The 15942-nt window shown below is 48.8% G+C and carries 13 protein-coding genes; 4 read left to right on the top strand and 9 right to left on the bottom strand.

Annotated features, from left to right (window positions below; all coding sequences use genetic code 11):
* Positions 1-19: 19 nt before the first annotated feature.
* Positions 20-997 (bottom strand): 50S ribosomal protein L3, encoded by a 978-nt coding sequence (locus JW878_04290; protein MBN1762283.1) that lies wholly within the window; start codon positions 995-997, stop codon positions 20-22.
* 69 nt (positions 998-1066) lie between these two features.
* Complete coding sequence (locus tag JW878_04285; protein ID MBN1762282.1) at positions 1067-2239, bottom strand: aconitase X catalytic domain-containing protein; 1173 nt, start codon at positions 2237-2239, stop codon at positions 1067-1069.
* A gap of 142 nt (positions 2240-2381) precedes the next feature.
* Here JW878_04285 and JW878_04280 point away from each other — a divergent pair, with 142 nt between their 5' ends.
* On the top strand, positions 2382-2567 hold the full coding sequence (locus JW878_04280) for a hypothetical protein (protein ID MBN1762281.1): 186 nt from the start codon (positions 2382-2384) through the stop codon (positions 2565-2567).
* 153 nt (positions 2568-2720) lie between these two features.
* On the top strand, positions 2721-3338 hold the full coding sequence (locus JW878_04275) for a site-specific integrase (protein MBN1762280.1): 618 nt from the start codon (positions 2721-2723) through the stop codon (positions 3336-3338).
* A gap of 757 nt (positions 3339-4095) precedes the next feature.
* Here JW878_04275 and JW878_04270 read toward each other — a convergent pair.
* Positions 4096-5136, bottom strand: coding sequence for a phosphatidylglycerophosphatase A (locus JW878_04270; GenBank protein ID MBN1762279.1), 1041 nt, complete (start codon positions 5134-5136; stop codon positions 4096-4098).
* Between the two features lie 85 nt (positions 5137-5221).
* Positions 5222-7363, bottom strand: a complete 2142-nt coding sequence (locus tag JW878_04265) for a hypothetical protein (protein ID MBN1762278.1) — start codon at positions 7361-7363, stop codon at positions 5222-5224.
* A gap of 283 nt (positions 7364-7646) precedes the next feature.
* Between JW878_04265 and cobT the strand changes: the two genes are divergently transcribed.
* Positions 7647-8702: a nicotinate-nucleotide--dimethylbenzimidazole phosphoribosyltransferase gene (gene cobT / locus JW878_04260; protein ID MBN1762277.1), complete on the top strand. Its 1056-nt coding sequence runs from the start codon at positions 7647-7649 to the stop codon at positions 8700-8702.
* A 49-nt stretch (positions 8703-8751) separates the two neighbouring features.
* Here the strand turns inward: cobT and JW878_04255 are convergent, their stop codons facing one another.
* Positions 8752-9264, bottom strand: coding sequence for an amino acid-binding protein (locus JW878_04255; GenBank protein ID MBN1762276.1), 513 nt, complete (start codon positions 9262-9264; stop codon positions 8752-8754).
* 126 nt (positions 9265-9390) lie between these two features.
* Positions 9391-9702 carry a hypothetical protein gene (locus JW878_04250; GenBank protein ID MBN1762275.1) on the bottom strand — a complete coding sequence of 104 codons (312 nt, stop codon included), beginning with the start codon at positions 9700-9702 and terminating at the stop codon, positions 9391-9393.
* Between the two features lie 113 nt (positions 9703-9815).
* Here JW878_04250 and JW878_04245 point away from each other — a divergent pair, with 113 nt between their 5' ends.
* Positions 9816-10451, top strand: coding sequence for a molybdenum cofactor guanylyltransferase (locus JW878_04245; protein ID MBN1762274.1), 636 nt, complete (start codon positions 9816-9818; stop codon positions 10449-10451).
* 8 nt (positions 10452-10459) lie between these two features.
* Here JW878_04245 and JW878_04240 read toward each other — a convergent pair whose 3' ends face one another.
* The 3 genes from JW878_04240 to JW878_04230 all read right to left on the bottom strand — a co-directional run bounded on the left by JW878_04240 (position 10460) and on the right by JW878_04230 (position 15789).
* Positions 10460-11170, bottom strand: coding sequence for a CehA/McbA family metallohydrolase (locus JW878_04240; GenBank protein MBN1762273.1), 711 nt, complete (start codon positions 11168-11170; stop codon positions 10460-10462).
* Positions 11171-11217: 47 nt separating this feature from the next.
* The gene (locus tag JW878_04235; GenBank protein MBN1762272.1) at positions 11218-11958 is read right to left on the bottom strand and encodes a hypothetical protein; all 741 of its coding nucleotides are present in this window, start codon (positions 11956-11958) and stop codon (positions 11218-11220) included.
* Between the two features lie 84 nt (positions 11959-12042).
* Positions 12043-15789 (bottom strand): hypothetical protein, encoded by a 3747-nt coding sequence (locus JW878_04230; GenBank protein ID MBN1762271.1) that lies wholly within the window; start codon positions 15787-15789, stop codon positions 12043-12045.
* Positions 15790-15942 lie beyond the last annotated feature (153 nt).

Genomic DNA, 15942 nt, shown 5'->3' with positions numbered 1-15942 from the left:
TGCTCCCCTATCCTGTTTATTATCTTCCCTGTTGTGATTTCGTGCTTATATAATCAATTTCGGGTACGCCCAGTTTAGGATGTGGGCGAATCGCATGCGAGATTCGTACAAGCCGCTTCTTCGGGCCGGGCACACTGCCTTTGAGCACGATATACTCATTCCTCACGATGCCGTAATTCACGAACCCGCCTTTTGGCGTTATCTCCTCGCCATTTCCCCCAACCTTCATTATGCGCTTGTTGTACTCTGTTCGCTGTTGATACCCCGTCTGCCCGAGCTGAGGCACACGCCACCGGACTCTGCGGGGTCGCCAGCCGCCGATTGCACCCACATGACGGCCCCGTCCTGACCGCTTGGCCTTCGCGTTCTGGATCATAATTCCCCAGCGCTTCACCGGACCCTGTGTGCCCTTACCCGTGGTCACCGCGGTAACATCAACAAAATCGCCCTCTTTAATAACGTCATTTATCTTTAACTCTTTACCAAACGCCTCTTTTGCATATCCAAGGTCCTTATCGACCTCACCGCTCATTTTTATCTCCATAAGGTCGTGCTTCTTCTTTGGCACGCCGCTAACAACTTTAGGTGCCGTAGAAGCGATTAAACGAAGGCTTAACGCCTGATTATCCTCACTCTTCGTAATTATATCCTCTACTGCACTCAGGTCTCCACCTTCTTCTGTCGCTGCTCCGGCCCATACCTCGGTTATAGCCCGCTTACCGTAGTTCGTATCTTTATAAAGACGGAAACCCACCACCCGCATCGGTGGAGTCTCTATTATCGTTGCAGGAACGGCTATTTCCATCCCCTTGGTCAGGCTATGAGGCCGATCATCAGTCAGAACGAGGTGAGTCATTCCAGCTTTGTAGCCTGCAAACCCCTGTAAATTCCTGCCTACGGCTCGTTCTTCCCGTTTTATCCTGCACGTCTCACTTCGTGCTCGCTTCCTCGGAGAAAAGGCAAGCGATCCCCGCCTTGGTCTGTGTCTTTTAGCCATCTTACTCTTATATTTCGGTTAGTTACTGTTAGAGATAAGATTATAAAAATATATAAAATCCGTCCGCACTCAAAACGCCAGCCGCACGCACTCTTCCGTCGTGCAGAGCCGCACGTCCGCACCACCACAGAGCAGCGGCACGTAGCGCAGCATCTTGCCCGAGTTTGTAACGACGCACCGGTACTGCTCGAACGCAGGCGAAACCACGAAACAGGTATCGCAGATCACCTTCACACCGTACCCCTCTATCTTCCGTACCACGTCCGGCATGCGGTCCGTTATCGCGCGCGCAGTAAATATGAAGAAATCCTTACGCACGTTCCGCCCGTCACTTTCCGCCTTCAGGAGTTCACAGATGCGCCGGAGTTCAGACGCAGAGCAATGCGGGCAGCCGATCGCGATCACGTCGCCTCGCTCAGTCTCTGCATAGAATCTTTGTAAGTCATCCGTACCGATTTCCACCGTTTCTGCAGGCACTTCAAACGAATCAGCCTCAGGGGTTATCCCTGTTACGTGATACATGCCAACGGAGCCGGTCGCACCGATCGCCGCGCCTAAATACTTCAATTCGTCGGTGTTCGGTGAAGAACCCGGTGTGAGCTCGATCACCGGTATTTTATTCCATACTAAGTCGCCGATCAGGAATCCAAGCGCGCTGTAGTCTGAATCTCGCAGTGCACAGGGCACACGCACACGCAGCTTAGGTTCTCGGTTCTCGGTCAGGTGCAGCCCGTAAAGTGGCGTTTTACCAATGAGTGCCGCGGCAAGCGCGGACGGCGCCCCTTCCATATTTGTCCTCGCACCCAGCACGGAATTCGCGTACAAGACGGCTGAGGATTCTGCCCATGCAACATGCTCACCACACTTTGGCGTATTCCCAATGAGATACGGAACGCAGGTGCACTCCACGGCGATGCCCAATTTCTCATACGCGTCTATCACGCCCCGCTGCTTCGCTACGAACGCTTCCGAGACGTTCATTGCTTTCCAGTTCGCCCGGTCCACGCCGGCGGGATTCAAGGTGCTCTTGACTTTCACGCGCGTGCCTTCGAGGCTGGTTATAAACTCCAAAGCCTCGCCGATCGTTTTATACGACGCCCCGGAGATATGCGCGCTCTGTATCGGTATCAGCTGCGACGCGTTATTTATCTCACCGATGGTAACGAGGATCTCCATAGCCTTTTTCAGTGCCCAGCCCTCTTCTCCTTCGTATATCCGTTCTTCCTCTCTGGTAAGATGCATGATTAGTACCACTCCTGCTCTTTACGCCCCATCCTCTTATAGATACAGTATAGGGTATGTATAATGTATGTGTAGTGTGCTGCGACAGAGCGGTGACGTATCGAAGCATTTAAATATAACAACAGTACTAGGTATATCGGTGATGACAAAAATGGTGAAGGTAAATTTAGATATAGGAGAAGGCTTACACAAAACGATAAGGAAGGAAGCGATAGATAGAGGGATAACGATGAAAGCGTACCTACTTGAACTTATTGAGACTGGTGTTAGAGCGAAAGAAGCGGAAGTATCAGAAGAAGGTGGAGAAGTCGGCACGGCGAAACAATAATTCACTTGCGAAGTTATCAATCGTCAAAGTGAAGCTCAAACACTATAAGTATCAAAAGGGTGCAAGGATGTCAAAGATATTAACGGTGCTAAAATCATCTAAAGTATTTAAGCATCTAAAACAATAGAGGTAGATGATGCAATTAAGCTATCTATGCCTACTGATAAGGTTCTCGATGCATGGGTGGTACTGATACACATGGCTGAGAAGATCCCGATATTGAAGGGTAAAAAGGTAAAAACGCGGATATTACGGCCCTCGGAATTCGAACTGTTACGAGAAGGCGCGAAGAAGACTGAGAATAAAACCCTCCTGGACGGCTGTTTATTGCTGGGGGCACGGTATAAGGAATGCCAGACTATTCAGAACAATCCCCGGTGGTTCGACGGTAATTTCATACATCTTCCTTCAGAGGCCCAGAAGAAGGTAAAGCGAAGGCAGATAGAGCGGTGGATTCGCTTGAGTTCGATGGGTAAAGCAATTTTGCCCTATTTCTTTGAGAGCAAGAAACGTCTGCCTTCCATCCAGGCGTGGGATTATTCCCTACTTGTATGGGCTGAGCGAGGCGGGCTAAATCCTGCTGGCATATCCGCAAGAAGTTTGCGGAAGACGTACGAGAGCTGGTTGATATTCTATTATCCTGAGGCAACAAATTTAGTTTATCTCTCCCAAGGCCATACTACGCTAACATCACTACAGCATTATATAAATTTACCGTTCATCGAAGAAGATAGAAAAGACATGGGTAGGTGGGTCGAAGGGTGGCTATAACAAAATTAATTCCATAGGTCAAAGAAGGCTCGTGATGCAAAGTAACGGCCACAATTTGCATGAAATTTTAATAAAACTTCAATATAATGGGGCGCGTGCTTTCGTGGAAACAGACGCTTAAAATCGCTTTGATGATGTCTCTCATCGTTTATTGCCCCGTTTGCATTACCTTGAAGTTTTATAATAAAACTTCAAGCCACAGCCAGACGGAGGTCTTTTTTGTTACCATAACTGTAAATAAAACAGGTATACAAAATCTTCAGCTCTCACACACGCGTTTTAAGCGACTTTTTTGTCGTTCCGCGATAGTTGCTATTCGGCGTGCATTTTTCGTGCGTTATAGTGCGTTTTCGAACTTCACCCCTCACCGCTAAAGTTATCGTAGCTTCTTGTGTGGGTTGCATAGCTTTAACTATTAAAATTGCTTTTAAAACTATAATAACATAAACTACTTAGATTACAAAGTACTAAATATTTATTTTCAATATTTGTGTTGTTATGGTAATTAAGATATTACTAGTTATTAAAGCTGCTACTACAACTTAAATAATCAAAGAGGTTTAAGATTCAGTTCTATTTCGGGGTGTTGAACTACGGGTGGTTGTGGAACTCACCTTAGCACCGGGTCATCATAGCTGGACTAACTTATAAATCCAACGGTTAGTGATGATGCTAGTAGATTATTGCCATATATTTTTAATATAAAATAAATATTTTTCATAAATAATAAGCATATTAATTTTCCTCTCCCAGTGTTTCACTCTAACAGCTTCGTCATACAGCCTGCAATGAGCCCGCCGATTGCGTCGTCCATGAACACGCCCAACTTTTTCAAAATGCCGGGTTTCCGCGTATCGTAATAGACGAAATTGAAGAGCGCTTTCTTACCGCCGATGTATTCCGCGATGTCGATCCCGATGAGCTCGTCCGCAACGATACAGGCTGCGTCTTCACTCCCTGCGGCGCCGGCTCGTCCTTTTCGTATCTCTTGCTCCTCCGCGTGGAGCGCCGCGGCCAGCAGTAACGCTATATTCGCATCCGCGCATTCCTTTTTGATTATTGCTGCTACTTTCGGCTTCAGTGCTTCCTTATCTTCGTCCTCGCCTGCCACCGGCACGTAAAGCTCCAAAGCCGTTGCGACCATCTCATCGAGATAAATTCCGCGCTCCTCTAACCGTTCGAGAATCGGCCTGTCCATTCGCAAGCCATTGTAATTATAGAGGGCATCTTTAACACCCGCTCTTACAAGTTTATAGATCCTCTGCCCCAATTCGGTGGCTTTACCCGCGAAGAGTTCCTCTTTCTCATTCGTATGTCCGTAGCATGCGACAACCACGGCATCCGTGGCATCACCGGTGGCGAACTCACCGTTTGGATAATGGACATCGAGATCGAAGAACGCTGCTGCCTTTGCTTCCGTGGCGACAATAATCACATTCGCCATCGCGGATCGTGACAAGTTCTTGTTTATCACCAGTATTATGTTCACCGTCGAACCGACTTGTGACAGTGGCTTTCCCAAGCCCGCCGTTATAATCGCCGTTACCTCTTTGTTCTCTACGATCCGTGCATGCTCCATCTCGACCGCGGTCAGCATGCCCACGGTTTCATCGCCTCTTAACCCATTCTCGTTGAAGAACGCCTCAAAAAGTTCAAACGGATTGCCATTAAAGCCGCTGCTTACGGTTAGATTCAGGATCGTCTTTGCCCTCGCGAAACCCCCGTTATAAACGGCGGAACTCAGCACGCTGAAATCGCCGTACACGGCGATATAATCATTCGTCCTCGCGATTTCCATTTCCCTATCAGTTACTAAACCGATTTTATCATAAGAAAAGCTTTACTCCAGCCGCTCTCCCAGAGAAAGTTTGAAGGAAGAACCTTTAAGCTAATCTTATCGCGGGTACCCTGTCATTGTATGCGTTTCCATTGCTGTCAATGAACATCGTGCAGTTGATCCAGCCGGTTGGTGTCTGCAGCGCATCTGAATGGTACATTTGTGGATAAGAACCGGTGCGGATGATGTAGTAGTAGGTTTCACCTTCGAGCAGTGTGAATGTTTTGTTGAAAGAGATGGTATGCCAATCATCCACATAGCCTTCCCAGTGCGCTTCAGCTCCTTTCCACGATGAGTTCCATATTCGTGCATATTCGGTATGGCCACCGGTTCCGGGACATGGATAGGTATAGAGCGTTGAAACAACAAGTGTTTCACGTGGCCTTATTACTCCGGTATACGTGCCCGAAATGCTAGGGTAGGGAGTAACCTTTTGTTCAGTGTCAAAGATCGCTTTTGATCCTTCTTGGCATTCGCAGTTGTAATTGCATATTGAACCAGTGCCACATACTTCTCTCGGCACTTTACCATCGCAAGCAGCGTTTGCCTGACAGATAGTTGCATTGCACAATCCCGTGTCAGAGCAGGTCCCATTGTAACATTTCATCAGGGTATTATTCGCGGTGCAACCGCAGTTCGAGCCGTCCGGCTTGGCCCGTGTCGCGCCGGTCTCGATCCACCTCGTTCCCGTAACGGTAAAGGAGCAGTTACCCTCAACGCAGGAGTAATCGTGATAGTCCTGCTCCTGCTGTTCCTTCTCCGTACACACCGTATCGTCAACCCAGCGGATCGAGCCGGTCTCGATCCATTCATCAGAAGCACTGCAGTTCTCTGATTCCGTAACGGTATAGGTGCAATTGCCACCTGAGCAGTAATAATCTCTAAGTTCCTTTACATCTCCATTACAGCACCATCCGTCAAGAGCATCGCAGCTCTCGATCATCACCCTGTAATGACCTGCTGACCCCCAATTACCATCATTATCCTTCGCCCTAACATGGAAGTACCTCGTTCCGTCTGATAAATTCGCGTATGATTTGGAGTTACCGGTAGTATCGCACGTTTCGTCTGGAGTTGTCGTGGGCGATTGGTCTAGAGTATAACTATAACAGGCGATTCCAGACGGGTCCGAAGGGGTGGTCCAGGTAAACGTAACATTTCCGCTACAATACCACGCACTCTCAATGGGGTGTGTGGGAGAAGAGACGACAGGAGCTGAAGGTGCCGGGCCTACGGTGTTATCCACCACGAGTGCGTAATCATATTGTTCTAAGACACCATAATTAACCTTAACATATCCTTCTTCTCCCCAACCGGAATACACGCCCCAGCTGTTTTTGATTATCCAATACTGCTCGGTGTCATTATAGCCGACAAGCACTACAGCATGGTTGGGTACAGCTCCCCAGTCTTCCGTCAGTACGGGTTCATAGATACCGCCTGTATAGTAGAGGAAGTCGCTGGTTGCGTGCAACACGACGATCATGGGTCCATAGGTCTCAAGGCCCCATTTATATGCTTCTGTCCTCTCCTCCAGCGGGGACGTTATCCAGTAGGCATTTTCAATCGTCCACGCTCTGTCCGGCCAATCAGAACACGGTGAACAGGAACTATTTGAAGCTTGATAGGAGAAACATGCTTCGTCAGGCACGCCGTTATCTTCAATGTAATACAAAGCATTCCATGGAGACCCGCCACCACAATTGCCACAATACGTGCAGCAATCGGAGACAAGATGCTGCTCGGAGAGGTCGATGTCTATATCAGGATCATTCCGTTCGATGTTGATCACCGCTTCTACAGCGCCCAATGCCGCAAATGCCCAACAACTGCCACAACTACCTTGATTTTTAACCGACGTTATCCAGTTTTGACCGTCTTTATTCCGCCAGTCAAAGGTTCCGTAGGGGATTGCTCTCAATCGCGTGGGAGGGCTTATTACTGGGATATCCGCTGGCAGCGAATCAATCTTCAACCCAAAGAGCAGCTCTTTCTCCTCTGTGGAAAGTCCCGAAACGGCCGTCTTCCCTGCGGTCCACCGGGCGCCTTTTTCCTCTATTGCGTTCTGTATCTCCGCCAATTGTTCATCTTCTGCGGTCGTGGCATGTGCAACCGCTGTAATCGCTACTAAAAGAAGGCAAACAAGACAGAGTCCTATGAAAGCATCCTGACCACTTTTATGCATCATAAACCTCATAACTCTATAATATCGCTTCCTACGAGGGGATGTATCGGAGATTTTCATATATCCCTGCCCTTCCAAGCATCACTACGATATAATCAGGTCGTCTTTTCTTTGTATCTTTGATACGCTATTCCTTCATAAAAAGTTCTCTTTAATGCTCTTTTTTGGAACTATTCGAAAGAAAACTAAAAGAATCCGATACGCCAATCCTTAAACGCTTTCTCAGGGATAGCAGATTATTTATGTCGCTGAGCACTAAGAAGAATGGAACCAAGAGAGGCCGATCATGCTGCGAATGAATATCACTAGGGAAAGTATCAAGCCGCTGGATGAAACGGCAATGAGAACCGCCAGGGAGCGGCAGAACAAGCTCACGAAGCCCACGGGCAGCCTGGGCACGCTGGAAGAGCTCTCGATACGCATCGCAGGAATCACGGCCGATCTCAGGCCGAAGCTCGAGGATAAGGTAATTATCACGATAGCGGGTGACCACGGCGTTACGGATGCGGGCGTGAGCGCGTACCCAAAGGAAATCACCGCTCAGATGCTTTATAACTTCATCAACGGTGGTGCGGCGATCAATGTCCTGGCGCGACACGTGGGTGCACGGGTGGTCGTCGTGGATATGGGCGTTGCTGCGGATATAAAACACGAACAGCTGGTTGATAAGAAGATCGCGTATGGAACCGCGGATATGACAAAAGGCGTAGCGATGACGTACGACGATGCGGTGCGCGCCATCGAAGCGGGAATAGATGTCTTTGAGCACGAAGCTGCGGAGAAAGGCGTGGATATCGTTGGTGTCGGTGATATGGGTATCGGAAACACAACGCCGAGCAGTGCGATCGCAGCGGTGATAACCGGAGCACCGGTGAGTGCGGTAACAGGCCGAGGGGCGGGCATTGACGCTGCAACGCTCGAAATGAAGATAAAAACGATAGAAAGCGCGATACGCGTTAATCAGCCTGATGAAAAAGACCCGATCGATGTGCTCGCGAAAGTTGGTGGTTTTGAGTTCGGAGGCATGGCAGGAGTTATGCTAGCGGCAGCAGCGCATCGGATTCCGGTCGTCATAGACGGTTTCGTATCGGGTGCCGCAGCGCTGGTTGCGTACGAGCTGGCACCTGCGGTTAAGGATTACATGATCGCCTCGCATCGGTCGGTAGAACGTGGGCATCCAGTAATTCTCGATTACATTGGTTTGAAGCCGCTGCTCGACCTTGATATGCGACTCGGCGAAGGTACGGGCGCGGCATTAGGCATGGGCATCGTAGAGGCCGCGTGCAAAATCCTGAACGAGATGGCGACGTTTGAAGAGGCAGGCGTCTCAAATCGTGCTTAATCCCGTTCTTATAAGCGCATTCACTGTTAGAATTCCAAAATTCATGCCGTCACGTTGGTGGATGGATCTGCACGCCTTTTACGCTCTTCAGCCTTCCTATCTCCTCTATTAACTCGCCCGGGATGTTCTTATCTGTGATGATCGTGAGTTTGGGAGCGTCTACTAAATAAGGGTCGTCACTTACGGCCTGTCGTATGCTCAAGCCGCGTCTCGCCAGTACCATGGCTACCTCGCCAAGTATACCCGTTGCCCGCGCATCCATCGGATGAATGATAATCACACTGAGTCCCAACAGTGGCGCAACCTCAGCAAGAAACGCAATCGACCGCATATGCTCAAATATCCGCTTCAACTCGGGCTCCTCTAAGATCCGCTTCACGGTCAGATCAACTACCCGCCGATCCACGCCTATCTCGCTCGCGATATGCGTATGCGGTATCTCAATCCCGCCTGAGGCCACCTTACCGTCAGGGCTCACCTGAAAGCCACGTTCCAGTAAGAGCTCTATAACCCTCTTTTGCGATGGTGAACCCTCGAACTTCTCCATTACCTCTTTCCACATCGCTTCCTCGTTCCCGTAGCGTAGCCCTCTTCAGCGTAAAAAGAGGTGCTCATTAATTTTAGATGTACTGTACGTACTATCGGTGGTGCTTCTCAGCAGAAGGCTGCTCGTCCTAACTAGACCTAGCTAGCGATACCCCCTTTTCAGTATATCCTCTCGTATCTCCTCCAATCGCCTCGTGGACGTACCTACTTTCTCCTTCACCTCTTCTTCTACGGATTGCAAACTAACCCGAAGAGACCGCTCCTTCTCGCTTATATCCTTCTCTATCCTCCGTAATCGCTCATCGATGCTCAAGAACAAGAGCGCTAACATGCCGACTATTATCACAGCCGAAAGCGCAATCGCCGAGTCACGATACCGGCTCCATAACCGATACGTGAGTACGAAGGTAGAGAAGACCATCACCACCGAAAATATTACATTTCTTGCTTCCATACTCCTCCCCCTTTTTCCCCCTCTATTTTTGCTTGTGCTGGAAATTCATAACCATAGTTATCTAACTTTCCGTTCCTATTTAAATATAAGGCTTCTTTGCTTCAAAACTAATAGTGAAAATGCAAAAGACGGTGCTCATCCTGGCAGGTGGCAAGGGTCAACGATTCCACTCGCGCGATAAGTGCTTCATCATGGTGGACGGCAAGTCGCTCATTCAGCGTGCGATTGATAACCTCTCGAGCGCGGCGGACGAAATCATAGTGGCGGCGCGAGACGAGCAGCAGGGGGCGCGAATCAGCACCCTGATACCGGATAAAATCGTCTTGGTTTTTGACCCGTTGACGGGCTTTGGCCCGCTTGCCGGCGTGCTATCAGGCTTAGAACGAGCTTCTTCTCCCTTCTCGCTCATCGTCGGCTGCGACATGCCGTTTATCAACAAAGAGGTGATCGAATTCCTCTTCGCGGTTGCTAAGCGCGGGGACTATGATGCCGTGGTGCCACGGTGGGAGAACGGGATGGTGGAACCGTTGCACGCCGTGTATAAAAGAGAGCCGATGCTTGCGGCGGTTCGGGATGCGATAGAACGCGGTGATAAGAAGCTGTTTAACGTGCTATCGCAGCTCAAAAACGTTAAATTCATCTCCGTAAACGAGATACGGGAAATAGCCCCGGAGTTAACAACCTTCCGAAACATAAATACGCCTGAGGAGTTGGAGAAGTTCGCAGCACTGACGCGGAGAACAGACTGAAAGACGCTTTAACGTTTCTTCAAGCACATTTGCGAGAGATAGAGCCAAAAAGGCGTTCGCTTCGTGTCTTTTAGCTGTACCTTCCCTTCTTTTAGCGCTCTCAGGATTGCTTTGCATTCTGGTTTTTGCGCTGCGTTAACGTTAACGTCAACCGCCACTACAACAGTCGCGAGGCCAACGCAGTCCGCGGAATGCGCATCGCTTCCCGAAACGGTCGTACTCTTGTTGCGAACTGCGGTTTTTCTCGCTTTTTCATTCGCTATGCCCGTGAAAGAGCGGGAGTTGAAGACTTCGATCGCGTCTACTCCCGTGTGGGTACAGAAGTTGCCACTACTGTGGCGAAACGGATGGAACGGGTGTGGCGCAATGATCACAACCGGGGAATTCTCGTCCTTCTCTTGCTGCCGCGCTCTTCGTATCGTCTCCTCCGCGGGCAAGCCTTTTTCTATCCCTTTTTCATCTTTAACGCCGAGCAGAAGCAAATGGCCCTCCGCTGTTGATACCTCTATACCCGGGATGATGATCAGATCCATACCGCTATCCGCTACGTATTTCTGGGCAGCGTGAGAGCCTTCCATCGTGTTGTGGTCGCAGATAGCGATGCCATCGAGCTTCTTCATAATCGCGCTTTCTACCACCTCTTCTACGGAAGCCCGGCCATCATGCGAATAATTCGTATGCACGTGCAGGTCGAGCGTTAGGGTCCTGGTTCGCGGCATTGTACGTCTACCTAAATGTATACAGTACGTAAGATGGAAGTTGTACATCAAAAATCAATAAATGGTGCAGGCGCTTCTATTATCATTGCCGTATTATAATCGTAGAACGACACGGAATTATTCAATTGTATCGGCGTCATCAATCCCTGAATATTCATCTCGAGCGCTATTCTGTTCTCTATTTTCGTTATCCAGTAGGTATCCCGCGCAATCCAATAGGTGATCGTAAAATCGATCAGCTCGTCATCTTTGATCGTTTCCATACCGCTGCGTTTCATCTGCGCGATCACTTCCTTATGATCCGGGATAACATCCAATACCCACCCTGTTTCTTCCGTTTGCATCGTGACGTTCGTGGCATTTTGCAAGAGTGAGCGTTGCTGCACCAGCTGGTCGCTTTCCCAGAGAGAGCGGGAATAATCGCTCACGTTCTGCGTCTGCCACGAGCCGTACGATTCTCGTACGTACGTCGTATCACCGATAATGATCATCTCCAGTGAGCGATTCATCGCCGTCACCGTTGTCCGCATCTTCTTATTTGGATAATCGACAGATCCCGTGCTGCTCATCATCTTGACACTGCCTTCCGGCATTGAGAGGCTAGTAGAGAGAGCGAATCGATAGGTTGCTATGTCCTCAGAGGCCTCGACCGTTTTCGCGATTAAGACCTGCGGATCGGTGATTTCACGATGTGTGGCATAGTAAAGGGTGGAAATGATAGTTACTGCTACGAGGATAAGCACGATCGCCACTTTATAATCTATGTTTTCGCTCCTCTTTTGTGTCATAGCACTTTTTCGTTTTACATAAGGGTATCAGTGCTGAAAAAGAGTAAGGGGAAGAGTCGGAGGATACCTGTGTGAATCGGCTTTCTACACTTTCCTTCTCTTAAACCCGCTCAGATAAACGATAATCACCGAAAAAGCGACAGCCAGCAGCCACAGAATCGCTTCAAAGCCCGGCTCTTCAGGTGTTGGCCTCGCCACAGGTGTTTGTACAGGCGTCGGTGCCGGCGTTATCGGCGGTATGGTGAGTGGTGTTGCACTCAGTGGTTGCTCAGGTGAAGGCGTAACAGCGGGTTGCACAGGCCGCGTGGGATCCAGCGGATACGGATCTTCCGAATCGATAAGGCCATCGCCATCGGTATCCGGATTATTCGGGTCGGTTCCCTTGATCATCTCTTCAACATCACTCCACCCATCCCCATCTGAGTCACGCGAGATACTGCCGCCACGTCTTCGTATAACCGATGAAGCTTTCGTTTCACCCGCGAGTCCGTACGTACTGGAATGCGCGACATTCGCCCAGACATAGCCTTCGTAGCTCTTACCATAGAGTTCAACATTGCTGGTATCAACACCGGTTCCAACCACTCCTTCTAAATCTTCTGAAAGTTTTGTCCATTGGTCACGTGACTCATCAAACCAGTAGAGTTGCAACGTGCGCTCATCTATATCACCCGCATCATCTGCATCGCCATCGCCCGTTCTATCCAGATCTGATACTGTATAGTAGAGCTTGACCAATGTTCCCGTTATTATATCCCCCGTCTCGTTCTGTACATTTTCGCTCAGCTGTATCTCGAGATATTTCCCCACTGCTACTTCATCACGTGCCAAGCCCGATACATGAGTAAGTGCGAACGGAGTGGTGAAGGTGTTATGTCTGCTCATCGAGATCCATGGCGTTACTGTTTCGTCAAGCCCCACCGTAATGACCGAATCGGTCTCTTTGAGCGTATCAATGGTATTTACTTCGAAGAAATCGCGCGGTGCTGGATAGACAACCTTCGCCGAATCAGGTCGTATCGTCACCCTCATACCTTTGAGAATGTTCAGCACACTGTAATGATCTGAGGGATAGGGATGTGAGAGCATCACGACCGTCTGTGTGTTGTTCCATAGTCCATACCTGACCGCAAATCGGTCATAATCCGATTCGAGCATCTGATCTAGAACATCTCCGGAATCTGCCAAAAGATCGTGAATAAGGCTCCCAATGGTTCCGTTCTCCGCATCCGGCCTGCCAACCAGTACGATGTAGGGTGCATCTGCATGATTATTCAGCAGCTCATCGAGGGAAACGATATGGAGATACGTGTAATTCAAGGATTTGTTATACAAGGATGCATTAAGCTTCTCAACGAACTCGTCCGAATCTGGGTCCGGGTCGTAGGCGAGGAAAACGGGCTCTTCGAAGGTCGTAAAGCTATCAAAATCTTCTGAGTCGGGTATGCCATCACCGTCGGAATCCTCGTTCAGTGGATCGGTGCCCAAATCCAGCTCTTTTCCGTCTGGTAATCCATCGCCATCCGTATCATTACACAGCGGGTTCATACGCCGGTCTACCTCCGTACCGTCCAAAACACCGTCGGAATCGGAATCATTAATCGATGGACTCGTGTTGAAAAATACCTCGTAGCCATCTGGTAGCTCGTCACCATCGGAATCTGGATTCCATGGGTTAGTGCTCAGATTATACTCCAGACCGTCAAACATTAAATCACCATCGGAATCTGGTGAGAGCAGGCTTGAGTTAAATTCTTTTTCTAGCAAGTCGTTTAACCCATCGCCATCGGTATCGTTGTTTTTCGGATCAGATAAGTACTTGAACTCTTCGTAATCCGAAAGTCCATCGTTATCACTATCATTTTGTGTGGGGTCACTGCCGAAGATGATTTCGGTGCCATCATCGAGTCCATCGCCATCTGTATCATAATGGGTTATATTCGTTCCCAGCAAATATTCAATAAAATCGGTGAGCCTATCATCGTCAGTATCCACATCTCGGGGATTGGATGAGTGGTTAAACTCCCCATAATCCGTGAGTCCATCGAAATCGGTATCATTCGCCAAGGGCTCGCTTGTAGCATGTAACGTGAAGGTGCCTGTTACATTGATAAAGGTCACATTCCAGCCGGTGGTTTCGTTTATATCGGTCAACCCATCGCCATCCGTATCCGTAGTATTAGTAACATTTCGAGGTGGGAGTTCGGTTATCTGCGAGAACTTCTGGACGCGGTACCAATCATCCCAGCTTCCATCGGTAACATAGACATAATTTTTCGAATCAACCGCTATACCTGATGGATCTGTAAAATTCCCTTGGTCAGAGCCCAATTGGCCCCATCTTGTAATGAAAAATCCGTCAGAAGCGAATTTCTGAATGTGATGGTTCCCGCTATCGGCGATATAAACAAATCCTCTGCTGTCTACAGCTAAGCCTCGTGGCCATGAAAATGGTTTAATAGAAACATTATATCCCTCACTACCCCATTTGTTGATGTACGTTCCATTGGAATCGAACTGATAAAGGCCGGTATTTGGTGCATCAAATCCGTCGGTTACATAAACATAGCCGGAACCAGCAGCCAACGCAGTAACACCAGTCAAGGTCTCAATACTCCAGTGGGTAATGGGGGTTCCGTTGGAATCGATTTTATGAATACATTTAAACGTTGAATTGTTAATATATGCCACTCCGGGAACGTAGATATGGCCATTTGCAACCGCTATATCAGTATGAAAGTCATAGCTCGTACCGTTCCACGAGGTGATGAAGGTTCCATTCGAATCGAATACCTGGATGCGCTCGCTTATGTCAATAACATAGACTGAGCCGTTTGCATCAACCGCCAACCCCCAGGGATAATAAAACGACCCATTTCCTAAGCCGCTGGTGCCCCACTTTGTCAGAAAAGTTCCGTTGGAATCGAACTTCTGGATACGGTCATTGAAAGTATCGGCAACGTAGACATAGCCAGTGTGGTCCACAGCTATCCCATTCGGCTCTTTAAACTCCCCGTCTCCGGTGCCATAACTTCCCCATTCTTTTTCAAAGCGAACATAGGTTATATACTTGGGATCTGCGACATCAAGAACGCCATCGCCGTCGCTGTCCTTCGACCGTGGATTGAGGATACTCCAGTATTCCATCTGGTCATCCACGCCATCGCCGTCAGTATCTGGCATCAGTGGGTCAGACCGGACACTCATGTTAAAGGTCTGGTTGCCGTAATCGAAGTCAATTACCCAGCCATTAATCTCCTTGTAATCCGAAAGATTATCGCCATCAGTGTCCCAGGATAATGGGTCCGTGCCGTAAATAACCTCCATTCTGTCATTCAGCCCATCTCTATCCATATCAGAATTTTCGGGGTCTGTTCCGGTAAGCAGTTCATAGTTATCGCTCAATCCATCCCCATCGCAATCCCAGCTCCAGGGGCAGCTATCCTCGCCGTTTGTAAGCCCGTCACCATCGTGGTCCTGCGAGGTAATCTCTCGCCACTTCGCAAAATCGTCGATACTTTCAGGGAGTACATCGAAGTAGAGGACATCAAGTTCACTTGTGCTTGTATCTGTTTTATTCATTCGGGTGTATTTGTAGCCATTCCAGAAATCCCACTCCACTCGCTTGTCAGTATAAAATATCTTATAATTAACTTGTAACAGGGTCGCAAAGGGGAAGTTGATGGTGCCCCAGTTTGGCTCCATCCATGCACCGACCTCGTATGTCGTGTTCTTGAACGTGGATTCAGGGTCGGTATAAACAGCAACCTGGTTCCTAAAACGGCCATAAGGAGAAGACCAGTATGCAGGTGGCGTATAATTTCCCGTCATCCACCGCCTTATCATATAGTGAGGTTTAATGTAGCTCTCGATCACATCGTCAGAGGTACCATATTCTGTTCTCGTAACTGTTCCGTTCATATAACTTCTGAAGGTAATTCTATCTCCTACGTTCAAGCCGTTCTTTCCTGAATCATCAATATC

It is taken from the genome of Methanomicrobia archaeon (assembly GCA_016930255.1).
Classification (GTDB): domain Archaea; phylum Halobacteriota; class Syntropharchaeia; order Alkanophagales; family Methanospirareceae; genus JACGMN01.
The sequence above is the reverse complement of the archived record's forward strand: the minus strand, read 5'-3'. Positions and strand labels throughout refer to the sequence as shown.